The 25,491-nt window shown below is 72.4% G+C and carries 19 protein-coding genes and 2 pseudogenes; 8 read left to right on the forward strand and 13 right to left on the reverse strand.

Going from position 1 to position 25,491, the window contains the following annotated elements; all coding sequences use genetic code 11:
- Window positions 1-160: 160 nt before the first annotated feature.
- Together MTQ01_RS19850 and MTQ01_RS19855 are read right to left on the reverse strand one after the other, a co-directional pair.
- Window positions 161-1,279, reverse strand: a pseudogene (locus tag MTQ01_RS19850) (N-acetylmuramoyl-L-alanine amidase); the annotation flags it as partial.
- A gap of 178 nt (window positions 1,280-1,457) precedes the next feature.
- A complete protein-coding gene (locus MTQ01_RS19855) occupies window positions 1,458-2,381 on the reverse strand; it encodes an AEC family transporter (RefSeq protein ID WP_247492044.1) in 924 nt (307 codons plus the stop codon).
- Window positions 2,382-2,681: 300 nt separating this feature from the next.
- On the opposite strand from MTQ01_RS19855, the gene MTQ01_RS19860 reads away from it, so the two are divergent.
- Both MTQ01_RS19860 and MTQ01_RS19865 read left to right on the forward strand, forming a co-directional pair.
- On the forward strand, window positions 2,682-3,521 hold the full coding sequence (locus MTQ01_RS19860) for an aldo/keto reductase (protein WP_247492045.1): 840 nt from the start codon (window positions 2,682-2,684) through the stop codon (window positions 3,519-3,521).
- A 298-nt stretch (window positions 3,522-3,819) separates the two neighbouring features.
- Window positions 3,820-4,695 (forward strand): AraC family transcriptional regulator, encoded by an 876-nt coding sequence (locus MTQ01_RS19865; protein ID WP_247492047.1) that lies wholly within the window; start codon window positions 3,820-3,822, stop codon window positions 4,693-4,695.
- Between the two features lie 46 nt (window positions 4,696-4,741).
- Here MTQ01_RS19865 and MTQ01_RS19870 read toward each other — a convergent pair whose 3' ends face one another.
- Entirely contained in the window at window positions 4,742-5,380 is a 639-nt protein-coding gene (locus MTQ01_RS19870; protein ID WP_247492048.1) for a TetR/AcrR family transcriptional regulator, read from the reverse strand.
- A gap of 753 nt (window positions 5,381-6,133) precedes the next feature.
- Here MTQ01_RS19870 and MTQ01_RS19875 point away from each other — a divergent pair.
- The 3 genes from MTQ01_RS19875 to MTQ01_RS19885 all read left to right on the forward strand — a co-directional run bounded on the left by MTQ01_RS19875 (window position 6,134) and on the right by MTQ01_RS19885 (window position 10,097).
- Window positions 6,134-6,655: a M23 family metallopeptidase gene (locus MTQ01_RS19875; protein ID WP_247492049.1), complete on the forward strand. Its 522-nt coding sequence runs from the start codon at window positions 6,134-6,136 to the stop codon at window positions 6,653-6,655.
- A gap of 158 nt (window positions 6,656-6,813) precedes the next feature.
- Window positions 6,814-7,914, forward strand: a complete 1,101-nt coding sequence (locus tag MTQ01_RS19880) for an N-acetylmuramoyl-L-alanine amidase (RefSeq protein ID WP_247492050.1) — start codon at window positions 6,814-6,816, stop codon at window positions 7,912-7,914.
- Window positions 7,915-8,405: 491 nt separating this feature from the next.
- Entirely contained in the window at window positions 8,406-10,097 is a 1,692-nt protein-coding gene (locus MTQ01_RS19885; protein ID WP_247492051.1) for an AMP-binding protein, read from the forward strand.
- Between the two features lie 91 nt (window positions 10,098-10,188).
- Here MTQ01_RS19885 and MTQ01_RS19890 read toward each other — a convergent pair whose 3' ends face one another.
- Window positions 10,189-10,704: a YbjN domain-containing protein gene (locus tag MTQ01_RS19890; RefSeq protein ID WP_247492052.1), complete on the reverse strand. Its 516-nt coding sequence runs from the start codon at window positions 10,702-10,704 to the stop codon at window positions 10,189-10,191.
- Window positions 10,697-12,013, reverse strand: coding sequence for a D-inositol-3-phosphate glycosyltransferase (mshA, locus tag MTQ01_RS19895; RefSeq protein WP_247492053.1), 1,317 nt, complete (start codon window positions 12,011-12,013; stop codon window positions 10,697-10,699). Before mshA ends, MTQ01_RS19890 begins: the two co-directional genes overlap by 8 nt.
- Before the next feature lie 287 nt (window positions 12,014-12,300).
- Here mshA and MTQ01_RS19900 point away from each other — a divergent pair, with 287 nt between their 5' ends.
- Window positions 12,301-13,032, forward strand: coding sequence for a class I SAM-dependent methyltransferase (locus tag MTQ01_RS19900; protein ID WP_247492270.1), 732 nt, complete (start codon window positions 12,301-12,303; stop codon window positions 13,030-13,032).
- Between the two features lie 105 nt (window positions 13,033-13,137).
- On the opposite strand, the gene MTQ01_RS19905 is transcribed toward MTQ01_RS19900, so the two are convergent.
- The 4 genes and pseudogenes from MTQ01_RS19905 to mshD form a co-directional block, all read right to left on the reverse strand.
- Window positions 13,138-13,560, reverse strand: coding sequence for an NUDIX hydrolase (locus tag MTQ01_RS19905; protein ID WP_247492054.1), 423 nt, complete (start codon window positions 13,558-13,560; stop codon window positions 13,138-13,140).
- A 360-nt stretch (window positions 13,561-13,920) separates the two neighbouring features.
- On the reverse strand, window positions 13,921-15,072 hold the full coding sequence (locus MTQ01_RS19910; protein ID WP_374207806.1) for a CHAD domain-containing protein: 1,152 nt from the start codon (window positions 15,070-15,072) through the stop codon (window positions 13,921-13,923).
- Window positions 15,056-17,395, reverse strand: a complete 2,340-nt coding sequence (locus tag MTQ01_RS19915) for an RNA degradosome polyphosphate kinase (protein ID WP_247492055.1) — start codon at window positions 17,393-17,395, stop codon at window positions 15,056-15,058. The genes MTQ01_RS19910 and MTQ01_RS19915 overlap by 17 nt, the downstream gene beginning before the upstream one ends.
- A gap of 436 nt (window positions 17,396-17,831) precedes the next feature.
- Window positions 17,832-18,698 (reverse strand): annotated as a pseudogene (gene mshD / locus MTQ01_RS19920) (mycothiol synthase); the annotation flags it as partial.
- A 144-nt stretch (window positions 18,699-18,842) separates the two neighbouring features.
- On the opposite strand from mshD, the gene MTQ01_RS19925 reads away from it, so the two are divergent.
- Complete coding sequence (locus MTQ01_RS19925) at window positions 18,843-20,639, forward strand: bifunctional UDP-sugar hydrolase/5'-nucleotidase (RefSeq protein ID WP_247492057.1); 1,797 nt, start codon at window positions 18,843-18,845, stop codon at window positions 20,637-20,639.
- 200 nt (window positions 20,640-20,839) lie between these two features.
- On the opposite strand, the gene MTQ01_RS19930 is transcribed toward MTQ01_RS19925, so the two are convergent.
- Window positions 20,840-21,433 (reverse strand): NADPH-dependent FMN reductase, encoded by a 594-nt coding sequence (locus MTQ01_RS19930; protein ID WP_247492059.1) that lies wholly within the window; start codon window positions 21,431-21,433, stop codon window positions 20,840-20,842.
- A 113-nt stretch (window positions 21,434-21,546) separates the two neighbouring features.
- Between MTQ01_RS19930 and soxR the strand changes: the two genes are divergently transcribed.
- Window positions 21,547-22,017, forward strand: coding sequence for a redox-sensitive transcriptional activator SoxR (gene soxR, locus MTQ01_RS19935; RefSeq protein WP_247492061.1), 471 nt, complete (start codon window positions 21,547-21,549; stop codon window positions 22,015-22,017).
- An 88-nt stretch (window positions 22,018-22,105) separates the two neighbouring features.
- Here soxR and MTQ01_RS19940 read toward each other — a convergent pair whose 3' ends face one another.
- Genes MTQ01_RS19940 through MTQ01_RS19950 form a run of 3 tightly spaced genes read right to left on the reverse strand, consistent with a single transcriptional unit; the run spans window position 22,106 to window position 25,471 of the window.
- Window positions 22,106-23,512 (reverse strand): cell wall metabolism sensor histidine kinase WalK, encoded by a 1,407-nt coding sequence (locus tag MTQ01_RS19940; RefSeq protein ID WP_247492062.1) that lies wholly within the window; start codon window positions 23,510-23,512, stop codon window positions 22,106-22,108.
- A 17-nt stretch (window positions 23,513-23,529) separates the two neighbouring features.
- The gene (locus MTQ01_RS19945) at window positions 23,530-24,261 is read right to left on the reverse strand and encodes a response regulator transcription factor (RefSeq protein WP_247492063.1); all 732 of its coding nucleotides are present in this window, start codon (window positions 24,259-24,261) and stop codon (window positions 23,530-23,532) included.
- Window positions 24,262-24,310: 49 nt separating this feature from the next.
- Window positions 24,311-25,471: a trypsin-like peptidase domain-containing protein gene (locus MTQ01_RS19950; RefSeq protein WP_247492064.1), complete on the reverse strand. Its 1,161-nt coding sequence runs from the start codon at window positions 25,469-25,471 to the stop codon at window positions 24,311-24,313.
- Between the last annotated feature and the right edge of the window lie 20 nt (window positions 25,472-25,491).

The following is a 25,491-nucleotide window of genomic DNA, read 5'->3' on the forward strand; positions in this document are numbered from 1 at the left end:
CCGCCGCCGGTGCGCGAGTTGCCCCCGCCCGTGTGTCGGCGGGGGCAACCTGCGGGGCTCGGCCGGGTTCAGCCCCGTTGCGGATTCGGGCGTGCGTGGGGGTGCGGCCCGAAGGTGCGGCGGGACCGTGCGTCCGCCGGGAGGAGCGGGGTCACGAGTTGACCAGGCTCATGTAGAAGTCCCAGTCCCAGTTGGGGCCGGGGTCGGTGTGGTCGTTGCCGGGCACCTCGTGGTGGCCGACGATGTGCTCGCGGTTCTTGGGGATGCCGTGCTTGTCCGCGAGGTGCTTGGTCAGCGCGGCCGAGGACCGGTACATGGCGTCGGTGAACCACGCGGGGTCGTCGACGAAGCCCTCGTGCTCCAGGCCGATCGAGTACGGGTTGCCGCCCCTCGCGTGCCAGCCGGTGTCGGCGTCGCGCACCATCTGGGTGACCTCCCCGTCCTGGGAGCGGATCACGTAGTGCGCGCTGACCTGGGCCTCGGGGTTCTGGAACCAGCTGATGGTGCCGGCGTACGAGCCCTGGGTGACGTGGACGACGACCGTGGAGATCGCGGCCGTACGGCCCTTGGTGTAGTTGCCGGCGTTGGCCGGGACCCAGGCGGCGGGCGGGTAGTCCTCGCTCGCGGCGCCCGCGCCGTGCGGACGCACGTCGGCCAGTTCACCGCGCTCGGGGCTGACCTCGCGCGGGGTGACGGTGACCTTCTCGCCGCCCTGGACCTTCGCGCTGATGCCGTCGGAGAGCAGCTCGTAGACGGTGTCAGCGTAGAGGCGGGCCGTCGAGTCGTCCTTGGCGCCGCCGTAACGGGCCACGGAGGTGTACCAGTTGTGGACGCCGTCGCGCTCCTCGGCCTCCAGGCCCTGGGCGTCCGCGTAGTCGCGCAGCACGGCGGCGGCGCCGAGGATGTTCGCCTCGCTCTCGCCCCGGAGGTCGGCGAGCGGTTCGCCGGTGAGGTCTGCGGCCTCGTTCAGCGTGGTGTGGCCGGGGTTGCCGACCAGGTGCATGACGCCGTAGCCGTTGGCGTGGCTGGGCTTGCCGTCGTGGTCGTTGAGCCGGGTCTCGCCGTAGCCGACCGCGACCAGCAGATCGCGCGGCACGTCGTACTTCTCCGCCGCGTCGGTGAAGGCGGCGGCCAGGGTCCCGCGTTCGGAACCGGTTTCGGCGGGGGCGGCGCCGGCCAGGTTTCCGGTGGCGACCAGCGCGGTGGCGGCCAGACCGCCGAGGACCGGGATGACCACTCGCTTCCTCAGCGAGGGGGTGCGCACGGTGCGTCGTGACATGTCTCCTCCGTTTTCCACTCGGGGCCGACGGCGCAACCTGCGGACGGTTTACGCGCGTTGACCACTACGACGGTGCGGGCAGCGACGTGTACACGTCAACCATTGGTGCAGAAAACACGGGAGTGGCGACGGGGCACCGGGGGGGGGCCGACGGCACGGGCGGAGCCCGGCGCGCCACTCAGACAAGCACAGCGGCGATCACCAGCAGCGCAGGCACGGACAGGATCGTCGAGACGAAGATGGAGTCCCGCGCCAACAGCACCCCGGTGCCGTAGCGGCTGGCGTGCACGAAGATGTTCTGCGCGGTCGGCAGCGCCGCGATCACCGTCACCGCCAGCACGCCGGCCTGGTCGAGATCGAGCGCGTAGCGTGCCAGCAGGAAGGCGACGAGCGGCTGCATCACCACCTTCAGCAGCACGATGACCGCCACCTCGGGCGCGTGGGTACCGCGTCCGGGCAGCGGGCCCAGCCGCAGCGATATCCCGTACGCGATCAGCATCGCCGGGATCGCCATCCCCGCCACCAGCGTGAGCGGGTCCTGGACCGGGGCCGGGAGACTCAGATCCAGTACCGAGAGCAGCACACCGATCGCCGAACCGATCAGCAGCGGGTTGGTCAGCGGCCGGCGCACGATCGTCCGCCAGGAGTGCGGCCCCTCGCTGGTGGCGATGTCCAGCACCGTCAGGCCCAGCGGCTGCATCAGCAGCAGCTGGATGAGGAGCATCGGCGCGATGAGCGCGGCGTCGCCGAGCACGTAACCGGCGATCGGCAGCCCGAGGTTGCCCGCGTTCACGTACGCGGCGGAGAACGCGCCGATCGTCGTCTCGGCCGCGTTCCGCTTCCACACCAGACGGGCCAGCAGGATCTGCGCCACCCCGACCACCAGCACGCTCCCGATGGAGGCCAGCAGCGGCGCGGAGAGGACGTCGGAGATGTCGGTGTCGGCCAGCACCGTGACCAGCAGGGCGGGGCTGGCGACGTAGAACGCCAGGCGGGACAGGAGGTGTTGCGCGCTCTCGTCCATCATCCGGATGTGAGCCAGCAGCCACCCGAGCGCGACGATCGAGCCGATCGTCGCGAAGCCGGTGAGCAGGCCGTTCATCGCGCCCCCGCCCGCGCCTCCGCCTGTCGCGGGCCGCCGTCAACATACCGCTCTTCCTGTTCACCCGTACCGGTGTCGCCGCGTCGCATGCGGCGATCCTCGCAGGCCGGGGCGGTCGGCCGTCGCCCGGGCGCACTGGGTGAGACAGGGCTCCGGCGGTGTTGGACGCCGCCGAGGCAGGCGCCATACGCTGCGGGGAGCGGACATCGGGCACGGGCACCCGTACCGGCGGACCACCGGCGGGCCCGCGCCCCACTCCGGCACCGACCCGCTGGCGCTCTCACCAGAAGGAAGCCCGACGTGACCGAAGCAGCGACTCCCCCACCGAACATCACCCTCAACAACGGCGTCGAGATCCCCCAACTCGGCTTCGGCACCTACCAGATCGACCCGGCCACGACCGGGGACGTCGTGGGGGAAGCGCTGCGGATCGGCTACCGGCACATCGACACCGCTCAGCTCTACGGCAACGAGCGGGGCGTCGGCGAGGCCGTGCGTGCCAGCGGGCTGCCGCGCGAGGACGTCTTCGTCACCAGCAAGCTCGCCAACGACGCCCACGCCTACGACGACGCCATGCGCGCCTTCGACCGGACCCTCGCCGACCTGGACATCGGCCATCTGGACCTCTTCCTCATCCACTGGCCGATGGCCGACTCGCCGGTCACCTACACCGAGACCTGGCGGGCGATGGAGGCCATGCACCGCAGCGGTCGGGTCCGCGCGATCGGCGTGTCCAACTTCGAACCCGCCCATCTGGAACGACTGATGGACAGCAGCGACACCGTCCCGGCCGTCAACCAGATCGAGGTGAACCCGTACCTCACCCAGCACACGGTCCGCGAGTTCAACAAGAAGCACGGCATCGCCACCGAGGCCTGGTCGCCCATCGCGCAGGGACGCTCGCTCGACGATCCGGCGATCACCGGCATCGCCGAGGAGCACGGACGCACCTCCGCCCAGGTCACACTGCGCTGGCACGTCCAGCGCGGGGACATCGTCTTCCCGAAGTCGACCACCCCGAGCCGGATGCGGGAGAACTTCGAGATCTTCGACTTCCAGCTCTCCCCCGACGAGATGGCGCTCATCGCCGCCCTCAACCGGGACGAGCGCACCGGCCCGGCGCCGAGCGACATCAACTGACAGCCGCACACGGGCCGTTCGACGGCCTTCGACGGCCTCCTCCGGGCGCGGCAGACGCCCCGGAGGAGGCCGTCGTCGTCCCCGGGGCCCGCTGTCGGGCCCGGCGCGCGAGTTCGGTGCGCGAGTTCGGTGCGGGGCGCGATCGCGTGTCTCGGCGCGTGAGTTCGGCGCCTGATGTCGGGGCGGGGCGCGATCGCGTTCCCGGGGGCGGTGGGACCCGATCGCGGCGGGCACGGTCTGTCGGGTGGCGCGGGCACGCTGCTCCCTAGCGTGGTCTCGAAAGGAAGGGCGGGCAGGGATGCTGGAGCGACTGAACGAGGCCCTGGACCACATCGAGCAGCGGCTCGACCAGCCTCTGGACGTGCGTGAACTCTCGCGCATCGCGATGACCTCGGAGTACCACTTCCGCCGGATGTTCTCGGCGCTCGCCGGGCTGCCGCTCTCGGAGTACGTGCGGCGCCGCCGTCTGACCGTCGCGGGGGCCGAAGTGCTCGCGGGCGAACGGACGTTGCTGGACGTCGCCGTGCGGTACGGCTACGGATCGGGCGAGGCGTTCGCCCGGGCGTTCCGCGCCGTCCACGGGGTGGGCCCCGGCGAGGCGAGGCGTACCGGCGCGGCGCTGCAGTCCCAGCCACGGATGTCCTTCCGACTGATCATCGAAGGGAGCAGCAGCATGCGGTACCGCATCGTGGAGAAGGACGCGTTCCGGCTGGTGGGCCGGTCGGCCCGGGTCAGGCAGGTGCACGAGGGACTGAACCCGCAGATCGTCGCGTTCCTCCAGGGGCTCGGCCGCGAGACCCTGGACCGGATCGAGGCCCTTTCCGACGGCGAACCCACCGGCGCCGTCGCGGCGACGGTCAACTTCGAGGACGAGCAGCGCCACGAGGGCACCGGGCTGGACTACCACCACTGCGCGGTCAGCTCCGCGCCGCCGCCGGAGGACATGACGGCCCTGGACATACCCGCCGGGACGTGGGCGGTCTTCGAGTGCGGGGGCGAGTTCCCGGCCACGCTCCAGAACATGTGGCGCGACGTCTACACCCAGTGGTTCCCGTCGAACCCGTACGAGAGCAGACAGGGGCCCTCGCTGGTGCGCGTCGAGGAGTCGGAGGACGGCGAGACCGCGGAGTCCGAGCTGTGGATTCCGGTGGAGCGGACCACGTCCGCGGGCTGAACCCCGGTCCCGCACACGGGAGTCGGGCGTGGGAGGGCGCGGGGCGTTACGACGCAGGGGCGTTACGGCCGTCGGGAGCATTACGGCCGTCGGGGGTCCGGGAGGCGGGGGTGCGTTCCGCACCGGCGAGCACCGCGGCGGCCGTGGCCCGGGCGTCGTCCGCCGCCCCCGGGTTGCTCTGGACGGAGCCGACGGTGATCGCCCCGTCGAGGAGCACGACCAGTTGCGAGGTGACGGTCTCGACGTCGCACACCCCGGCGTTCCCCACCAGCGAGGCGATGAACTCCCGCAGCCTGCGCTTGTGCTGGAGGACTACGGTGGCCACGACCTCGCTGCCCGGGCCGAGTTCGCCGAAGGCGTTGTTGAACGCGCAGCCGCGGAAGCCCGGTTGGGCGAGCACGCCGCGCAGCCAGACGTAGATGCCGAGCACCTTCTCGTCGGCGTCCGGCAGTTCGTCCACGAATTCGGCGAGCGAGGCGCGGGCGTCGCGATCGCGTCTGCGCAGATACGCCTCCACCAGCGCGGCCTTGGAGGGATAGCACTGGTACAGGCGTTTCAGCGACACCTCGGCGGTGTCTCTGATCCGGTCCATTCCGACGGCCTGGATGCCGTGGGCGTAGAAGAGGCCGTCCGCGGCGTCGAGGATGCGCAACGCGGTGCCGGAGTCGGTGGGTGCACTGCTCACGATCGGCTCTCCCCCGTCCCGGTGGCTCCCCGATCCCCTTCTTGAGAACCGGAGTTGCCGACGGTACGGTACTACATGGAGAACGGTCGTTCTCCATGGGTTGCCCCCGCCTCGCAGGCGAGAGGAGCAGGTGGATCACCGGACGCCCGGCGGGGGGAACCGGACGTCCTTCCACCTGCCCGGGGCGCCCGGCCGCCGCCCGGAGGTGCGCACAGGGGAGGTGCGCAGACCTCCGGGCGAGCGGACCCGGACCGGGCCACGCGGATGCGCGCACCCCATGCCCGCTCGCCGCGACCACAGCACGCCCCCGCACACCCCCGCCCGACCGCGCACACCGGCCATGAGCCCCGCCGCGCACGCCCCGCGCACTCCGCCGCACGCGACCCGCACATCCTCGGAGTTCGCGCGCATTCCCCTCAATTCTTCTCGCGCCGGCGCTTTTCGCCGCCCATTCGCTCCAAGAGGCCACCACGCGCCGGGCTTTACCTCCACCAGTGGTTCAACCAACGGAAATCCGGCCCGATTCGGTCTGCTACGCGGCTAATAGCCGGGCCGCTTTGTTTCAGGGAGCCAAGAAATCAGGGACATTTGTCCTTGCAGGGTTGTCGCGTACATGGCTCGCTGCTTCGCTGGCTGGTGCGCGGCTCGTACGCACCCCGCCGGCGTCGGCAGAATCGGCGCGCCCCCACACGGCGAAAGCGCAACGAAACACCGCGCGAAGGTGACACAACGCCGAAGAATTGGGAGAGCCGAATGCACTTCCCCACAGTGCTCCGAGGCAACAGTGTCCGACGCCGAGTTGTGGCCGCCGGAGTGGCAGCCGGTTGTGCGGCACTCACCCTGACGGCCGCGGGCCCCGCCTCGGCCGCCGAACCCGCTGCCTTCGAGGCCGCCTGCCCCGCGGCCGGTGTCATCAGCCAGGGCCACCACAGCGGCCACGACGGTGTCGACATCGCCAACGAGCTCGGCACCCCGCTGCACGCAGCGGGCCCCGGAGAGGTCACCCACTCCGGCGAGGCGTCCGGCTACGGCCAGTGGATCCGCATCCTGCACCCCGACGGTTCGGTCACCGAGTACGGGCACATGTACGAGCGCTTCGTGCAGGTCGGCGACCAGGTGCAGGCGGGACAGCACATCGCCTCCATGGGCTCGGAGGGCCAGTCCACCGGACCGCATCTGCACTTCGAGGTGCACCTCGACGGCGGGTTCGGCTTCGGCGAGGACCCCGTTCCCTACCTCGGCGACCGCGGCGTACCGCTCCCCTGCACGCCCTGACTCCGAGTCCGCCGGACCTGCGACCGGTGGCCGACCGCCCGCCCCACACGGGTGGTTGACGCCGCGCACCGCGCCCGGCCCGCATCCCGACCTCCGGAACCGTCCCGGTCCCGGACCCCCGTCCCCGGAACTTCCCCCCACTTCTCAGGGAGACCTCCATGAGCTCAGGCTTCAACCGCAGAGCCCTGATCCGCGGCGGCATCGGCGCCACCGCCGCCGCCGGTGTCGGCCTCGGCATCCCGCACCTCGCCTCGGCCGGCCAGTCCGACAAGGCGCCCGCACCGGCGAAGAAGGCGGCAGGCGCCAAGGCGGCACCCGAGCCCCGCATCCACAGCACCGCCGAGTGGGGCGCACGCCCGCCGAACGGCCAGATCGACATCCTGGACCGCACACCGCTCCACATCGTCGTCCACCACACCGCGGAGCCCGGCAACAGCGAGGACTACTCGCTGGAGCACGCGAAGAAGATCTGCCGCGACATCCAGAACTTCCACATGGACGGCCAGGGTTGGGGCGACAGCGGCCAGCAGTTCACCAACAGCCGCGGCGGCCACATCCTGGAAGGCCGTCACCACAGCCTCGATTCGGTGCGGGCCGGCAACAAGCACGTGGTGGGCGCCAACGTCGGCGGCCACAACAGCGATGTGATCGGCATCGAGAACGAGGGCATCTACGTCGACGTCGACGTGCCGCAGGCCCTGTGGGACTCGCTGGTCGACCTGGTCGCCTGGATCGCGGTGCGCTACAGCCGCCCGGTCAGCGACATCATGGGCCACCGCGACTTCAACTCCACCGAGTGCCCCGGCACCGTCCTCTACGGCCGGCTCCAGGAACTGCGCGACGCCGTCGCGGGTGCGATCGGTGTGGCAAGGGTGACCGCCCCCGACGTCTGGCCGCTGCTGCGCCCGGACGCCGTCAACGCCCAGGTGCGCGCGGCCCAGCACCTGCTGCGCGCCAAGGGGTTCAACGACGTCGGGACCACCGGCGTCTTCGACGCGGCGACCAAGCGTGCGGTCGTACGGCTGACCGAGACGCACAGCATCGAGCAGCACACCTGCTCCGCGGCGTACCACTCCACGACCGACGAGACGGGCTACCTCGGCTCCGACATCTGGCCGTTGATCACTCCGAAGGTCGCCCCCGGCGACAACAAGGACGTCGCCGCGGCGGTGGAGACGATGCGCCGCGCCGGTGCGAAGCACACCCTCAGCGGCCGGGAGTCGCTCAGCAGCACCGACTGGAAGCGGCTGCTGGCCTGAGGCGAACCGACGTCGGCAACCGCGAACCGGAACCGGTGAACGGCTGATCGGGGCCTGTGGTCAAAAACTGACCACAGGCCCCGCCCCCTCTCCACAAGCCTCCCCAACCATCCACACGCTGTGGTCAATCCTTGGCCACACGCGCCCGATCTCCGCCGCCGTGGCGGCCGTTTTGTCCACAGACCCGCGGTACGTGCTGCACAGCCGCCTTCCGGAGCCCACCGGTCGCCGTACGCCCGGGACCGAGCGCTGTTACGCCGTCCGGAGCCCGCCGTCCACAGTGCGCCACCGGGCGCCGTAGGCCGTGGTGTCCACAGCCGCGGACCGCCGGCAGAGGTGCTCGGCGACCGCAACACCCCGAACGGAAATCCGTTTCCGGACGTCAGCCTGCGTCCTCTCCCGGCCCTTCGTACGAGGGGTTCCGGTCGGCCACTCACTGTGATGGGGTGTGGTGTCATCAGGCTTGCTCACGACGATGTGAGGGTGTGGCCATGACTGTCAGCAGCAGTGTCAACAGCGGTGTGACGGCGGAGTTCCGCGAGGCGCGGGACTTCCTGCTCCGGCACCGCGAGGACTGCGCGAGGGCCGCCGAGGAGTTCGTCTGGCCCCGTCCCTCGCACTTCAACTGGGCACTGGACTGGTTCGACCGGATCGCCGAGGGAAACGCGCGCACGGCCCTGCACCTCGTCGAGGAGGACGGCGCCGAGACCCGGATCAGCTTCGCGGCGATGTCCGCCCGGTCCGACCAGGTCGCGAACTGGTTGCGCGGCCGGGGAGTGGGGCCGGGCGACCGCGTGCTCGTCATGCTGGGGAACCAGCTGGAGCTCTGGGAGACGATGCTCGCCGCGATCAAGCTGCGAGCCGTGCTGATCCCCTGCACACCGCTGCTCGGCGCCCCCGACCTCAGCGACCGGGTGCAGCGCGGCGAGGTGCGGCACGTGGTGGTGCGCGCGGCGGACACCGTCAAGTTCGACGAGGTGCAGGGCAGTTACCAGCGCATCGTGGTCGGCGGCGCCCGGCCGGGCTGGGTCAACTACGCCAACTCCTACGCGGCGCCCACCGACTTCGCCCCGGACGGCCCGACCCTGGCCGACGACACCCTGCTGCTCTACTTCACCTCCGGCACCACCGCGCGCCCCAAGCTCGTCGAGCACACCCACGTCTCGTACCCGATCGGGCATCTGAGCACGATGTACGGCCTGGGTCTCCAGCCCGGCGACACCCATCTGAACATCTCCTCGCCGGGCTGGGCGAAGCACGCCTGGTCCAGCTTCTTCGCCCCGTGGAACGCGGAGGCGACGATCTTCGTGTACAACTACCACCGCTTCGTGCCCGCCGCCCTGATGGCGCAGATGGACCGCTGCGGTGTCACCACCTTCTGCGCGCCACCGACAGTCTGGCGCATGCTGATCCAGTCCGACCTCGGCCGGCTGCGCAAACCGCCTCGCGAGGCGATCGCGGCGGGTGAGCCGCTGAACCCGGAGGTCATCGAGACCGTCCGGGACGCCTGGGGAGTGACCGTCCGGGACGGCTTCGGCCAGACCGAGACCACGCTCCAGATCGCCAACTGCCCCGAACAGCCGCTGAAGAGCGGCTCGATGGGGCGGCCGGTGCCCGGGTACTCCGTCGAGCTGGTCGACCCGGTCAGCGGCAAGGCCGGCGTGGAGGAGGGCGAGATCTGCCTCGACCTCGCCCAGCGCCCGCTCGGGCTGATGACCGGCTACCACGGCGACCCGGCGCGCACCGAGGAGTCGATGCACGACGGCTACTACCACACGGGCGACATCGCCTCCCGCGACGCCGAGGGCTATCTGACCTACGTCGGAAGAGCGGACGACGTCTTCAAGTCCTCCGACTACAAGATCTCTCCGTTCGAGCTGGAGAGCGCCCTGCTGGAGCACGAGGCGGTGGCCGAGGCAGCGGTGGTGCCCGCGCCCGACCCGCTGCGGCTGTCGGTGCCCAAGGCGTACGTGGTGCTCGCCGAGGGCTGGCAGCCGGGCCCCGAGGCGGCGAGAGCGATCTTCGCGCACTCCCGGGAGCGACTCGCGCCCTACAAGCGGGTGCGGCGGCTGGAGTTCGCACCGCTGCCGAAGACGGTCAGCGGCAAGATCCGCCGGGTGGAGCTGCGCGAGGCGACCGCGAGCGGAGCCGCGGCGGAGTACGCGGAGGCCGACTTCCGCTGACCCCGTGACTCCGGCGCGGGCACGGCGCTCAACGCCGCGGCCCGGTCGGGAGTGCTCGGCCGGACACGCCCGGTCGGAGGTGCTCGGTCGGTCAGCTCTCCGGCTGCGTCAGATGGGAGAAGGCGTCCAGGTTGCGGGTGGACTCACCGCGCGAGATCCGCCACTCGTACTCCTTGCGGATCGCCGAGGCGAAGCCGAGTTCGAGGAGTGTGTTGAAGGGTGCGTCGGCGTTCTCCAGCACCGTGCCCAGGATGCGGTCGATCTCCTCGGCGGTGACGGCCGGCAGCGGCAGCCGTCCGACGAGGTAGATGTCGCCGAGCTTGTCGATGGCGTAACTCACCCCGTACAGCCGGGTGTTGCGCTCCAGGAGCCAGCGGTGCACGGCCGCGTGGTTCTCGTCGGGGCGACGGATCACGAAGGCGTTCACCGACAGGGAGTGCCGGCCCACGATCAGGGAGCAGGTGGTGGAGAGCTTGCGGGTGCCGGGCAGCTTCGCGACGTAGTTCCCGGGCGACGGGGTCTCCCAGTCCAGCTCGGAGTCGTTCAGCGTCTGCTCGATGACGGCGGACGCCTTGGCAAGTGGGGTCTGCTCGGATACCTCAGACATGTACCGATCGTAGGTGACCGCCCCGCTCGGCGATGACGTCGGCGTACACGTCGAGGGTGCGGCGCGCCGCGGTGTCCCAGCCGAACCCCCGGGCGTGCAGTGCGGCTGCGACGCCCATGCGGGCGGCCAGCTCGGGGTGGTCGTCGAAGCGCCGGAGCGCCCGCGCGTAGTCGGCCGGTTCGTGGCCGGATATCAGGAAGCCGCTCTCGCCGTGCCGCACCGCGACCGGCAGCCCGCCGACCTCCGCGGCGATCACCGGGGTGCCGGCCGCCTGGGCCTCTATCGCGACCAGACCGAACGACTCGTTGTAGGAGGGCATCACCAGCACGCTCGCCGCGCGGTACCAGTCGGCCAACTCCTCCTGGCCCACCGGGGGCCGGAAGCGCACCACATCGCAGATGCCGAGCCGGGCGGCGAGCTTGTGCAGCTCCTCGGGCTTCGCCAGTCCCGAACCGGACGGGCCGCCGACCACGGGCACCACCAGGCGCTCGCGGAGCGCGGGACGCTCGTCGAGCAGGATGCGCACCGCGTGCAGCAGCACGTCGGGGGCCTTCAACGGCTGGATGCGGCCGGCGAACAGCGGGATCAGGGCGTCCTGCGGAAGGCCCAGGCGGGCTCGGGCGGCGGCCGTGCCGTCGGCGGGACGGAAGCGGTCGAGGTTCACGCCCGGGTGGACGACGGCGGTGAGCCCCGGGTCGGCGTCGTAGTGGTGGACCAACTGGGCCGCTTCCTCGGCCGTGTTGGCGATCAGACGGTCGGCGGCGTCGACGATCTGCGTCTCGCCGATGACCCGCGCCGCGGGCTCCGGACGGTCCCCGGCGGCGAGCGCGGCGTTCTTCACCTTCGCCATCGTGTGCATGGCGTGCACCAGTGGGACGCCCCAGCGCTGCGCGGCCAGCCAGCCGACGTGGCCGGAGAGCCAGTAGTGCGAGTGCACCAGGTCGTAGTGGCCGGGTCGGTTGCCGGCCCATGCCTGCATCACGCCGTGGGTGAAGGCACAGAGCTGGGCGGGCAGCTCCTCCTTGGCCAGCCCCTCGTACGGGCCGGCGTCCACATGGCGCACGAGCACTCCGGGCGCGAGCTCCACCGCGGGCGGGAGCGCACCGGTGGTGGCCCGGGTGAAGATCTCCACCTCGGTGCCGACTGCGGCCAGCTGCCGCGCGAGCTCGACGATGTAGACGTTCATCCCGCCGGCGTCGCCGGTGCCCGGCTGGTCCAGCGGCGAGGTGTGGACACTGAGCATCGCTATCCGGCGCACCCTGCTGGGCAGACCGAAACGACGGCCGATCCGCGCTGCGTACGAGCTCAAGCCCGGCACCTCCCCTTTCTCCAGCCCGACCAACACGCCACACGCCGGCAATCTTCCCGATACAGCCACCGTGTTATCGAATCGTAACCCGGACCGGTCAGGCAGAGAGGCCCCGCAGGAGTCCGGGCCGGTGGCCGCGCAGCGCCGCTCTCCCCGGCCCCGCGGGTGCGCCCGGGCCGACGGCCGCGCCGTACGCTGGCCGGGTGACGGTACGGCGGGACGCACGGGCGGGACGTCCCGAGGGGACGGCGACCCGCGGCACCACCAACCCCAACCGGCTGCGGCGGATGGACCGCTGGATCGCCGCCGTGCACGGTCCGGCCCTGCTGCGCGCCGCCGCGCCACCGGTGGCCGTCGACCTCGGTTACGGCGCCGCCCCCTGGACCGCCGTCGAGCTGCGCGACCGGCTCCGGCGGGTGCGCGCGGACGTACGGGTGGTCGGCGTGGAGATCGACCCCGCGCGCGTCGCCGCCGCGCAGCCGTACGCGGGCCCGGGCCTGGACTTCGTGCGCGGCGGCTTCGAGGTGCCGGTCGCCGGCGCACCCGCCCTCATCAGAGCGGCGAACGTGCTGCGACAGTACGACGAGGAGCAGGTCGGGCCGGTGTGGCGGCGGCTATGCGACCGCCTCGCCCCCGGCGGCCTGCTGGTCGAGGGCACCTGCGACGAGATCGGCCGCCGGCACGTCTGGGTCGCGCTGGACCGCTCCGGACCGCGCACCGTGACCTTCGCCGCGCGTCTCGCCGAACTGGACCGCCCCTCCGATTTGGCCGAACGCCTCCCCAAGGCGCTCATCCACCGCAATGTGCCCGGCGAACCGGTCCACGCCTTCCTGCGGGACTTCGACCGCGCCTGGCTCGCCGCCGCCCCGTACGGCGCGCTCGGCGCCCGTCAGCGCTGGCTGCGCGCGGTCGGTGAGCTGGCCGGGACCTGGCCGATCACGGACCGTCCGAGCAGATGGCGCCAGGGCGAGGCCACCGTCCGCTGGGACGCACTGTCCCCGCGCACTCCCGGCGACTGACCGGGGGCGCTCCCGGCGACTGACCGGGGCGGCGGTTCACCCGGAGCGGGACGCCGGGCGGGCGGTGCCCGAGGTGGAAAGCCGGGCGGAGCCGGGCGGGGCGGGTCAGTGAGGGCCGGGGATCGTCGTGAGGGCCTCGGCGAGCACGTCCACGTCGCGGGCGCGGGTGAGCAGTGCGCGGGCCGCGTCCGGGGCGAGCCAACTCACCGCGTCCACCTCGTCGTTGGGTTCGAAGCGGCCGGAACGGGCCTCGGCCGCCCAGTAGTCGACCTGCTTGCGTCCGCCGTCCGCCGGATAACGGACGGTGGTGAGAGCGGCGCCCGGGACGCAGGCCATGCCGGTCTCCTCGCGCACCTCGCGGACGGCCGCGTCCCGCGGTCGCTCGCCGTGTTCGAGCTTGCCCTTGGGGTGCGACCAGTCGTCCCATCTGGACCGGTGGACCAGGGCGATCTCCACTCCCCCGCCCGCGGCGCGACGCCACAGCACACAGCCTGCGGCACGCACCAGCCCCGCGGCACGCTCGACCACCGGCCCCGCGCAGGAAGCCGGCCCCGCGGCAGACGCAGACCCGTTGGAAGACGCCGTTCCGGCGGAAGACGCCGGTCCCGCGGAGGACGCCGGTCCCGCGGAGGAGGCAGGCCCGGCGGAAGCGTCCGGCCCGGCGGAGGACGCCGTTCCGGCAGCCGGCGTCGAACCCGCGGAAGTCGTCGGTGAGATCTCGGCCCGTTCCGGCATGGGCTGCACCTCCCTCTCTCGCTTCGGCGGTCTCGCCCCGGCGGCCCGACCGGGCCCGGCAGCGGCACCGCCCTTCGACCCGTACGGCTGCCGAACCGCGCCGCCTGACCGCCGCACCACCGGACGCCACGGATGCCGCCGGCGGCTGCGCGACTAACGGTCGCCGGTGGGCGGCCAGGTGCGGCAGAAGGCCAGTCTGGCCGCTTCCACCTCGTGCCGCTGGTCGGCGTGGAGCACACCGAGCGCGTACGCGGTGGCCGGGGCGATCCGCGGGGTGCGTCCCGCGGCCGACGCGGCGGCGGCGGCCTCGGCCGCGTCGCGGTGCCGGGTGAGGTGCCGGCCGACGAGTGCGAGCGCGGTGTGCAGAGGAGCCGCGGCCCCGTCCGTGCCCGGGCCGGGGGTCGGCTGCCGGGGGCCGTCCAGCACCTCCAGCGCGTAACGGGTCTGGCGCGCGAGGTGCCGTACGTGGTGCCAGCCGGAGTCGTGCCGGCCCTCGGTTCCGGTGAGGGTGTGCGCGAGGGCCTCCGGGCCGTGCGGCAGCGCGTCCACGGCCTCGGCGAAACGGCGGTGGGCGAGTTCGGCGAGCGGGCGCAGGGTCAGCGCGGCGGGCCGGTCGGCGGACCGCTCGTCCAGCGGGGCCTCCGAGGCGAGCACGGCGATCTCGTCGGCGACCGCGTGGAAGCGGCCGGAGCCCAGTGCCCGCAGCGCGGCCGAGTGCGCGCGGGTACGGGCGAGGGTGAGTTGGCGCTCCAGCAGCGCGCCGGCCTTCGCGGCGCCGACGCCCGGGCGGCCCGTACGCGCCTCGGCCGGGCCCGCGCTCTCGCCGTCGGGTCCGGCGGCCGGCGCGGAGAGCCGGTGCAGGGCCGTGAGCAGCCGGTCCAGCCGGGCGGCGTACTCGTGTTCCTTGGCCAACACGTCCGCGAGCCAACGCAGTTCGGCGCCGACGCGGTCGGACCAGCCGGTGTCCAGCAGCGGCCGGAAGGTCTGGAGGGTGCCGCAGATCCTGCGCGCGGAGCGGCGCAGCAGCCGTACCGCCTCGGCGGCCTCCGCCGCGGTCTCGGCGCTGCCTGCCGCCTCGTCGTGGGCACGCAGACCGCGCAGCAACTCGCCCGCGCGCTCGTGCAGATACCCGGCGAGCACCTCCCGGGTCGGCTGGGCCTCCCGGGTCGGTCGGCCGTCCGCGGCGGGTTCGGCGCCCGCCCGCTGGAGCGGTGGGGCGGCCGGGGGACCTGCCGGGCGCTGCCCGGTGGCGCCGGAGGCGTGCGCCGCCCGCCGCTGGTCCGTCAGGTCATGTCGTGGGACCACGTCGGCGCCTCCGGGCGTCGATGAGCATTTCCTGGACGTTCTGAAGCGGTCGGCCCTCGGCGTCGTGGGCGTGCCTGGTCCAGTCGCCGTCCGGGCCCAGGTGCCAGGAGGCGGTGGAGTCGGCGGCGCCGGTTTCCAGCAGCCGGTCGATCGCCGCGCGGTGCCCGGGGTCGGTTACCCGGACCAGCGCTTCGATCCTGCGGTCGAGATTGCGGTGCATCAGATCGGCGCTGCCGATCCAGATCTCCGGATCGCCGCCCCCGCCGAAGGCGAACACCCGGGAGTGCTCCAGGAAGCGGCCGAGAATGCTGCGCACCCTGATGTTCTCGCTCAGGCCCGGGAGTTGGGGCCGCACCGCGCAGATGCCGCGCACCCAGATGTCGATCGGCACACCCGCCTGCGAGGCACGGTAGAGCGCGTCGACCACGGTCTCGTCGACGATCGAGTTGACCTTGAGGCGGATGTACGCCGGGTGGCCGGCCTGGTGGTGGGTGATCTCCTTGTGGATACGGGTCACCAGCCCGTCGCGCAGCGAGGTCGGCGCGACGAGCAGCCTGCGGTAGGTCTCCCGGCGGCTGTAGCCGGAGAGCCGGTTGAACAGGTCGGAGAGGTCGGCGCCCACCTGCTGGTCGGCGGTGAGCAGCCCCAGGTCCTCGTAGAGCCGGGCGGTCTTGGGGTGGTAGTTGCCGGTGCCGACGTGGGCGTAGCGGCGCAGCCCCTCGCCCTCCTGGCGGACCACCAGGGAGAGCTTGCAGTGCGTCTTCAGCCCGACGATCCCGTACACCACGTGGCAGCCCGACTCCTCCAGCTTGCGGGCCCACTTGATGTTGGCCTGCTCGTCGAAGCGCGCCTTGATCTCCACCAGTACGAGAACCTGCTTGCCGGACTCGGCGGCGTCTATCAGGGCGTCGACGATCGGGGAGTCGCCGGAGGTGCGGTAGAGGGTCTGCTTGATGGCGAGCACGTCGGGGTCGGCCGCCGCCTGCTCCAGGAAGGTCTGAACGGAGGTGGAGAAGGAGTCGTAGGGGTGGTGGAGGAGCACGTCGCGCTCCCGCAGCGCCGCGAAGATGTCGGGCGCGGAGGCGGACTCGACCTCGGCCAGATCGCGGTGGGTGCCGCCGATGAACCGCGGGTACTTGAGCTCCGGCAGCTCCATGGCCCGGACGATGCCGGAGAGCCCGGTCAGGTCCAGCGGACCGGGCAGCGGGTAGACCTCCGCGTCGGAGATCTTGAGCTCCCGCACCAGCAGGTCGAGTACGTACGGGTCGATGGTCTCCTCGACCTCCAGGCGCACCGGCGGCCCGAAGCGGCGGCGCATCAGCTCCTTCTCCAGCGCCTGGAGCAGGTTCTCCGCGTCGTCCTCCTCGACTTCGAGGTCCTCGTTGCGGGTGACCCGGAACATGTGGTGCGCCAGCATCTCCATGCCGGGGAAGAGCTCCTCCAGATGCGCCGCGATCACGTCCTCCAGCGGCACGTACCGCTGCGGGGACGCCTCCAGGAAGCGGGAGAGCAGCGGCGGCACCTTGACCCGGGCGAAGTGCTGGTGGCCGCTGAGCGGATTGCGGACGACCACGGCGAGGTTCAGCGAGAGCCCGGAGATGTACGGGAAGGGGTGCGCCGGGTCGACCGCCAGCGGGGTGAGCACGGGGAAGATGCGCTGGCGGAAGAGGGTGAACAGGCGGGCCTGCTCCTTCTCCGTGAGGTCGTCCCAGCGGATCAGGTGGATGCCCTGCTCGCCGAGCGCGGGGGCGACGTCCTGTTGGTAGCAGGCGGCGTGCCGGGCCATCAGTTCGCGGGAGCGGGTCCAGATCAGCTCCAGCACCTCGCGCGGCTGGAGCCCGGAGGCGGACCTGGTGGCGACGCCGGTGGCGATCCTGCGCTTGAGCCCGGCGACGCGCACCATGAAGAACTCGTCGAGGTTGCTGGCGAAGATGGCCAGGAAGTTCGCTCGTTCGAGCAGTGGTGTGTCGGGGTCCTCGGCCAGCTCCAGCACCCGCTCGTTGAAGGCGAGCCAGCTGCGTTCGCGGTCCAGGAAGCGGCCCGCCGGGAGCCGGCCGTCGTCCTCGCCGGTGTAGCTGTCGGGGTCGGCGTCCAGCCCCGCGTCCAGGCCGGTGACCAGCTCGGCCTCGGCGGCCACCGTCCTCGGCCGGGCCGCGGCGATCGAGCCGACGGAGGGCTGGCCCCTGCGGTCGCTTCCGGGCGCCTCGACGGGCCGACCGCCGCCCGGCCGGGCGGACGAGGCGGCCCCCGTACGGGTCCGACCGCTCTCGGCCTGCTTCTCGGACGGGTCCGGCGCTGAGGGCTGTGCGGGCTGCTGGCTCATCCCGCCATTCTTCCGCGCACGCCGCGAACCGGCCTCCCCCGCGGGAACGGAGGAGAGCTCGGCGCGGGAGGCGTCGGACGGCTGCATTCCGTGATGGTCGCAACCGAGTCTGAATCGGTGGTTACGTCGACATGGCCGTCAGGGGATGCGCGCGGGGCCGCTCGGGCGGCCGGGGTACGCGGGCGCGGGCGCGAAGGATCGAAGCGGCCCTGGCCGTGACCGATGCCATCGAGCAGCGCGCTGGGTGAAGTTGTCCCCCGGGGGACAACTCTGGCGCACGCGGGGCAGGGCGGCCGGGGTACGCGGACGCGGCCGGCCCGGGCGCGCGGCACGGTGCTCCCCGCCGGGAGTGCGCGCCGGGGCGGGCGCACGCGCCTCCGGCCGCCGTACGAGCCCGGGCGGGGCGGGGTCAGCCCTCGGTGCGGTACATCAGGTCCACCTCGTGGGTGCGGAAGCCGAGCCGCTCGTACACCCTGACCGCCGCCGCGTTGTCCGCGTCGACGTACAGCATGGCGGTCGGCAGTCCGCGCGCGGCGAGGTGCCGCAGCCCGCTCAGGGTCAGCGCCCGGCCGAGGCCGCCGCCCTGTGCGCCCGGCACCACGCCGACCACGTAGACCTCGCCGAGTCCCTCGGCCGCGTGCTCCTTGGTCCAGTGGAAGCCGACGATCTCCCCCCGGCGCTCGGCGAGGAAGAACCCGGCGGGGTCGAACCAGGGCTCCTCCTTGCGGGCGTCCAGATCGCGCCGGCCCAGCGAGCCCTGCTCCGGGTGGTGGGCGAAGGCGGCGGCGTTGGCGGCGAGCCAGGCGGCGTCGTCCTTGCCGGGCACGAAGGTGCGGACGGTGACGTCCTCGGGGTAGGACGGCTCGGCGAGCGCGGCGGAGTCCAACGGCATGCGCAGCTGCCGCAGTTCGCGGAAGAGAGTGAGGCCGAGCGTCTGCGTCAGATGGCGGGCGGCGGCGTGGCCGCCGTGCGCCCAGATGCGCAGCCGGCGTCCGGAACTCACCAGCAGCGCCTTGCCCAGCGCTCTGCCGAAGCCCTGTCCGCGGTGCTCGGGATGGACGACGAACTCGCCGACGGGGGCCTCCACCGGGTCCGCGTCCTCGAGCTGGCCGTACCCGACGAGTCGTCCGCCCGAACGCAGCAGAAGGTGCGAGACGCCCTCCCGCGGCCCGCCCCGCAGTTGGAGCCTGCCCTGCTCGGAGACGGCGGGCTGGCCGTCGACTCGCGCGGCCTCGTCGATGAGGGCCAGCGCCTCGTCGACGATGCTCTCGGACACCTGGTCCACCACCACAACGTCACTCATGGAGACGAGCCTACGGCGCACCGTCCCGATACCCAGTGGTTACCGCGAGCCCCCTGACGCGCTACGCGCGTTGACCGTAGGCTCGGTCCGCCCGACCACGGTCCGGGCTGCCCAACTCCCACTCCCACAAGGGGTAAAGACGACATGCCCACTCCTACCGACCGCCGGCGGAGAGTCAGGATCGGCGTCGCGGCGACCGGCATCGTGACGGTGGCCGCGCTGGGCGCCGCCGCCCTGCCCGCGTACGCCGGCTCCGACGAGGCCGCCGACGGCAAGCCGGGCCACGGCCGCACCGTCGACCTCCAGATGCTCGCCATCAACGACTTCCACGGCGCGCTCGAACCGCCGGAGGGCTCCGGCGGGCAGGTGACGCACGAGCACGAGGACGGCACCACCGAGCAGATCGACGCCGGCGGGGTGGAGTACCTGGCGACCGCGCTGCGCAAGGCCCGCAAGGGCCAGGACCGTTCGGTGACGGTGGCGGCGGGCGACATGGTCGGCGCCAGCCCCATGCTGTCGGGCATCTTCCACGACGAGCCGACCATCGAGGCGCTCAACAAGCTCAAGCTGGACGTCGCCGGAGTGGGCAACCACGAGTTCGACGAGGGCGCCGAGGAGCTCAAGCGCAAGCAGAACGGCGGCTGCCACGAGGAGGACGGCTGCTACAACGACGGCAGCGAGTTCGCCGGCGCCGACTTCCCCTTCCTGGCCGCCAACGTGGTCGACGAGAAGACCAAGAAGCCGCTGCTGCGCCCGTACACCGTCCGCAAGATGAAGGGCGCGAAGGTCGGCTTCATCGGTGTGACGCTCAAGGGCACCGCGGGCATCGTCGCGCCGGACGGCATCAAGGGACTGGAGTTCCTCGACGAGGCGGAGACGCTCAGCAAGTACACCAAGGAGCTGCGCCGCAAGGGCGTCAAGGCGGTCGTCGCGCTGGTGCACGAGGGCGGCTTCCCCTCCTCGCCCGCGTACAACCACGACTGCGACTCCGGCGACGGGCTCAGCGGGCCGATCGTCGACATCGCGAAGAAGACCGACGCCGGCGTGGACGCGCTGGTCACCGGCCACACCCACGAGGCGTACGTCTGCTCGGTGCCCGACCCGAAGGGCAACGACCGGATGGTCACCTCCGCGGCCTCCAACGGCCGGCTCTTCACCGAGCTGAACATGGAGTACGACCGCAAGACCCGCGACATCGTGCGCACTTCGGTCCAGGGCGTGAACAAGGTCGTCGACCGCGAGCAGAACAAGGCCAAGGACCTGAGCCGGCTCATCAAGAGCTGGGACAAGCTGGCCGCGCCCATCGCCAACCGTCCGATCGGGCACATCTCCGAGGACATCACCCAGGACCGCACCGCGCCCGAGTCGCCGCTGGGCGACCTCATCGCCGACTCGCAACTGGCGTACGCCAAGACCGAGGACGACACCGCGGAGCTGGCCCTGATGAACCCGGGCGGCATCCGCACCGACCTGGTGCACAAGGCGTCCGGCGACGAGGGCGACGGAGTGGTGACGTACGGCGAGGCCTTCGAGGTGCAGCCGTTCGCCAACACCGTGGACCTGATGGACCTCACCGGTGAGCAGCTGCTGAAGGTGCTGCGCGAGCAGGTCAGCGGGGACAACGCGGACGTGCCGAAGATCCTCCAGGTCTCGGACGGCGTGACGTACACCCTGGACCTGACCAAGTCCGGCGAGGACCGGATCGTCGCCGACACCGTGAAGATCAACGGCGAGGCGCTGGAGGCGGACCGCACCTACCGGGTCGCCGCCAACTCGTTCCTGGCCTCCGGCGGCGACGGCTTCCCGACCCTCGCCGAGGGCGCCAACCACCACGTCGGATCCGTCGACCGGGACACTCTGGAGACGTACCTGACGGAGAACTCCTCCGAGGCGGAGCCGCTGGCCGCACCCGCCGCGGACCGCATCACCGTGGTGGAGTAACCGCCCTTCGCCGGCAGCCGACCGGTACCCGCGCAGAGGTCCGGCCCTCCCCCGTGGAGAGCCGGACCTCTGTGCGTACGGGCGCGTACGGCGGGGTGCGCGCCTGGCGCCGGCGGGCACGGGCGGCCCGGGTGCGTACGGACACGGGCGGCCCGGGTGCGTACGGGCGCGCGGGCGCGGGCGGTTGCGGGCGCCGGGCGTCAGGCCGGGTAGGGGCGGGAGGCGCGGGCGTCGCGCAGCGCCGAGCCCCACCAGTCGAGTTGCGCGAGCACGCCCTTTGCGGCAGCGGCACTGCCCTCCAGGTCCTCGGGCTCGCCGTCCTCGCCGAAGGCCTCCCAGGCGTTGTGGAAGCTGAGGCCGGCCCGGACCGTGGTCGCGTGCATCTCCGGGAAGATCTGGCGCAGTTGCTCGGCGGCGCGGATGCCGCCGCTCTGACCGCCGTAGGAGACCAGGCCGACGGGCTTGGCCCGCCACTCCTCCCGGAACCAGTCGACGGTGTTCTTCAGCGCGGCCGGGAAGCTGTGGTTGTACTCGGGCGTGACGATCACGAACGCGTCGGCGGCGCCGAGATGTTCGGCGAGCGCCCTGCGGTTCCGGCCGGACTGCGGGTCCAGTGCGCCGCCCGGGCCGGGCATCACCAGGGGCAGTGCGTACTCGGCGAGGTCGACCACGTCGACCTCGAAGCGTCCGTGCCGCTCGGCCTCGCCCGCGAACCAGTGCGAGACGGTGGCCCCGAACCTCCCCTCCCGCACGCTGCCGATGATCACCGCGAGGCGCAATCTGTCGTCCGTCATGGCTGTCTCCTGAGGTCGTCGAGGTGCCGGCGCGGGCGTGCCCTGCACCGTTGTGCCGTCGACCACGAGCCTCGTACTTCAAGTTAAGTTGAAGTCAAGCTACGCTGGAAGGCATGACCCCTGTCTCCTGGAAAACCCGCGAACTCACGGTCGGCCAGGTCGCCGAACGCAGTGGGGTCGCCACCTCCGCTCTGCGCTTCTACGAGAAGAACGGCCTGATCCACAGCACCCGCACCTCCGGCAACCAGCGCCGCTACCACCGCGACACCCTGCGCCGGGTCGCCTTCATCCGCGCCTCCCAGCGGGTGGGCATCACGCTGGAGAAGATCCGCGGCGCGCTGGAGCTGCTGCCGGAGAACCGCACCCCCACCCCGTCGGACTGGCAGCGCCTCTCCGAGTGCTGGCGCGATGACCTGAACGCCCGCATCCGGGAGTTGGAGGAGCTGCGGGACGATCTGACGGACTGCATCGGCTGCGGTTGCCTCTCGCTCTCCGCCTGCGCGCTCGCCAACCCGCACGACGTCGCGGCCGAGCAGGGCCCCGGACCCGCCCGCCACCTCACCGGCGACGGCTGCTGCCCCTGAGCGGTACGCCGTGGTGTGCGGCCCCGCGCCGCCGTACGCCGGTGCGGGACCGCGCCGCCGTACGACGTCGGGCGGGCGCGCGGCCGGTTCAGCTTCCCGGCGTGGCGCCCGGTGCCTCCTCCGGCGGTGGGGCGGGGGCGCCGGGCAGGCTGAGCAGCGCTCTGGTGCCGCCGCCGTCGGCCCCGCGAAGCTCCACCGTGCCGCCCGCCCGCCGGGCCGCCCGCGCCACGATCGACAGGCCGAGGCCCGAGCCGGGCAGGCCGCGCGCGGACGGCGAACGCCAGAACCGGTCGAAGACGTACGGGAGTTCCTCGGCCGGGACGCCCGGCCCGTGGTCGCGCACCTCCAGCGTGCCGCCGGCCAGCGACACCTCGACCGCACCGCCGGCCGGGCTGAACTTCACCGCGTTGTCCAGCAGGTTGACCACCGCACGTTCCAGCGTGGCGGGTTCGGCGCGTGTGTACCAGGGGGCCAGCTCGCTGGTCATCGTGATGCCGGTGCCGCGCAACCGGGCGCGCTCCACGGCGCGTTCGGCCGCCTCGTGCAGCGCGATGACCTCCAGCGCGCCCTGCGCCGGCATCGCCTCGGGGCGGCTCAGCTCCTGCAAGTCCTTGATGAGCAGCGAGAGTTCGGCCATCTGCGCCTTCACCGAGCCGAGCAGCTCCGCGCGTTCGCCGTCCGGCAACCGGCGGCCGGACTGCTCGCTGCGGACCAGCAGATCGATGTTCATCCGCATCGAGGTCAGCGGGGTGCGCAGCTCGTGGCCCGCGTCGGCGATCAGCTGCTGCTGAAGCTCGCGGGACGAAGCCAGCGCCGCGGTCAGGGAGTTGAACGAGCGGGAGAGCCGGGCGATCTCGTCGTCGCCCTCGACCGGGATGCGCACCGCCAGGTCCTCGGTGCGCGCCACGTGCTCGACGGTCTGCGCCAGCCGGTCGACCGGCCGCAGCCCGGCGGCGGCGAGCGCCACTCCGCAGGCTGCGGCGCCCAGCACCCCGGCCGCGGCGACCAGTCCGAGCACCAGCGCGAGCCGGTCCAGCGACTCCTCGACCTCGGTGAGCGGGCGGGCCACCGTCATGGCCGCGTCCGTGCCCTCCAGCGGGAGGGTGAGCACCCGGTGCTCGACCCCGTCCTCGCCGGTGGCGTTGTGCAGCGACTCGGCCAACTCACCGCGGGCGACCGCGACATCGTCCGCGGAGACCGCCACCCGGTCCTGGCCGAAGACGATGCAGTCGGTGCCGTTGCGGTCGACGATCTGCACGGTGGAGTCGAAGGGGTTCGGCACCGCGGCGCGCTCCTCGGAGGACACCGCCGTACAACCGCCCGCCTTGACCTGCTCGACCACCAGGGCGGGCGGCACCCGGTTGTCGCGGAGCGCGTCGTCCAGCGAGCCGTAGAGCTGGCCGCGCACCAGCAGCCAGGCCGAGAGAGCACAGGCCGCCACCGCACAGGCCACCACCACCGCGGTGAGCAGCGCCAGCCGCGAACGCAGCGGCATCCCGGCGAGTCGGCCCCTCACCGCAGGTGCCCGGGCGGCTCACGCAGCACGTAGCCGACGCCGCGCACGGTGTGCACCAGCCGCGGTTCACCGCCCGCCTCGGTCTTGCGGCGCAGGTACATCACGTACACGTCCAGGGAGTTGGAGCTGGGCTCGTAGTCGAAGCCCCACACGTCGTGCAGGATCTGCTCACGGGTGAGCACCTGCCGCGGGTGGCCGAGGAGCAGTTCGAGCAGGGTGTGCTCGGTCCGGGTCAGCTGCACCGGCCGCTCGCCCCGGTGGACCTCCCGGGTGGCCAGGTTCATCCGCAGATCCTCGAAGGCGAGCACCGGCTCGGGCGGCGCGGCCGGGCCCTGATCGTGCTCGGGCTCACCGCTCGCGTACGCGCCCCGCCGCAGCAGGGCGCGTACCCGGGCGAGCAGTTCGTCCAGCTCGAAGGGCTTGACGAGGTAGTCGTCGGCGCCCGCGTCCAGGCCGCTGACCCGGTCCCCGACGGTGTCGCGCGCGGTGAGCATCAGGATCGGTACGCGTTCGCCGCGCGCCCGCAGCCGGCGGGCGACGGTCAGCCCGTCCATCCGGGGCATCTGGACGTCCAGCACGATCAGTTCGGGCGGCTCGGCGGCGCTGTCGAGGACGTCCAGGGCGTCGAGCCCGTCGACGGCCGTCTGCGTCCGGTACCCCTCGAAGCCGAGGCTGCGGCGCAGCGCGTCCCGTACGGCGGGCTCGTCGTCGACGATCAGGACTGTCATGGTCGTCGAGTCTGCCACCGCGAGCGGAAGGCGGCGGCGCGGTGAGGGTTCACAGCCCGATCCGGTCGAAGCGGTCGAGGCCGCTGCCGTCCTGGCCGCCGCTGTCGTTGCCCCGGTCCTCGGCGCCCTTGCCCTCGCGCAGCTCGGGGAGGATCTTCTTGATGTCGTTGATCGGGATGGCGAAGCCCAGGCCGACGCTGCCGGGCTTGCCGGAGGCCGAACTGTTGTCGTAGATCGCCGTGTTGATACCGATCACCGCACCGCCGAGGTCGGCGAGCGCACCACCGGAGTTGCCCGGGTTGATCGAGGCGTCGGTCTGGATCGCCTTGTACGTGGTGGTGTCCCCGTCGCCCCGACCGCCCTGGCCCTGGCCGCCCTGACCGTCCTGGCCCGGGCCGAGACCGAACGGCCAGTCCGGCCCGCCCTGGCCCTGGCCCTGCTCCTGCGGCGGGCGCTGCTCACCGCCGCCGCTCTTCGGAGTGGTCACCTCGCGTTCGAGAGCGGAGACGATGCCGCTGGTCACCGAGCCGGTGAGACCGTTGGGCGAACCGATCGCCACCACCTGGTCGCCGACGCCCACCGCGTCGGAGTCGCCGAGCTGCGCCGGCTTCAGCCCGCTGACGCCCTCGACCTTCAGCAGCGCGGTGTCCAGATCGGCGTCCGTGCCCACCACCTCGGCGGTCGCCTTCTCGCCGTCGCTGAAGCGCACCTGGATCTCGTCGGTCCCGTCGACGACGTGGTTGTTGGTCAGGATCTCGCCGTCCTCGGAGATCACCACACCGGAACCGGTCGAGCTGCCCGCCTTGATCTCCACCGCGCTGGGCCCGAGTCGCTTGGCCGCGCCCGCCACCGTGCCCTCGGTGGAGGCGTTGCGCGCCTGGGCCGCGCCGGTGGCGGAATCGCCCCGCTCACCGCCCCACTGCTGACCCACCAGCGCGCCCGCGCCGCCACCCACGACCGCCGCGACCAGCGCCGCGGCGGCGACCAGCGCCACCGGACGACGCACCCGTCGCCGACGGCCCTCGGCCCCCGGCACCTGCTGCACACCCGGCTCGGGATGCACACCCGGCTCGGGATGCACACCCGGCTGCGGCTGCGCGCCCACCGTCGGCTGCTCGGCCGTGTCGGCGAACGGCGCCCCGGCGGGACGCGGCGGTACACCCGGACGGTTGTGGCTCTGACCCTGCTGCTCACCCTGGAATTCGCTCATGCACCGGACTCTCCCCGGCG

This window comes from Streptomyces sp. XM4193, from assembly GCF_023072595.1.
Lineage (GTDB): Bacteria > Actinomycetota > Actinomycetes > Streptomycetales > Streptomycetaceae > Streptomyces.

Coding starts and splice junctions, on each gene's coding strand:
- MTQ01_RS19875 (WP_247492049.1), top strand. CDS start 6,134: ATGCACTTCCCCACAGTGCTCCGAGGCAACAGTGTCCGACGCCGAGTT.
- MTQ01_RS19925 (WP_247492057.1), top strand. CDS start 18,843: ATGCCCACTCCTACCGACCGCCGGCGGAGAGTCAGGATCGGCGTCGCG.
- MTQ01_RS19890 (WP_247492052.1), bottom strand. CDS start 10,704: ATGTCTGAGGTATCCGAGCAGACCCCACTTGCCAAGGCGTCCGCCGTC.
- MTQ01_RS19855 (WP_247492044.1), bottom strand. CDS start 2,381: ATGAACGGCCTGCTCACCGGCTTCGCGACGATCGGCTCGATCGTCGCG.
- soxR (WP_247492061.1), top strand. CDS start 21,547: ATGACCCCTGTCTCCTGGAAAACCCGCGAACTCACGGTCGGCCAGGTC.
- MTQ01_RS19880 (WP_247492050.1), top strand. CDS start 6,814: ATGAGCTCAGGCTTCAACCGCAGAGCCCTGATCCGCGGCGGCATCGGC.
- MTQ01_RS19940 (WP_247492062.1), bottom strand. CDS start 23,512: ATGCCGCTGCGTTCGCGGCTGGCGCTGCTCACCGCGGTGGTGGTGGCC.
- MTQ01_RS19930 (WP_247492059.1), bottom strand. CDS start 21,433: ATGACGGACGACAGATTGCGCCTCGCGGTGATCATCGGCAGCGTGCGG.
- MTQ01_RS19900 (WP_247492270.1), top strand. CDS start 12,301: ATGGACCGCTGGATCGCCGCCGTGCACGGTCCGGCCCTGCTGCGCGCC.
- MTQ01_RS19885 (WP_247492051.1), top strand. CDS start 8,406: ATGACTGTCAGCAGCAGTGTCAACAGCGGTGTGACGGCGGAGTTCCGC.
- MTQ01_RS19915 (WP_247492055.1), bottom strand. CDS start 17,395: ATGAGCCAGCAGCCCGCACAGCCCTCAGCGCCGGACCCGTCCGAGAAG.
- MTQ01_RS19950 (WP_247492064.1), bottom strand. CDS start 25,471: ATGAGCGAATTCCAGGGTGAGCAGCAGGGTCAGAGCCACAACCGTCCG.
- MTQ01_RS19865 (WP_247492047.1), top strand. CDS start 3,820: ATGCTGGAGCGACTGAACGAGGCCCTGGACCACATCGAGCAGCGGCTC.
- MTQ01_RS19945 (WP_247492063.1), bottom strand. CDS start 24,261: ATGACAGTCCTGATCGTCGACGACGAGCCCGCCGTACGGGACGCGCTG.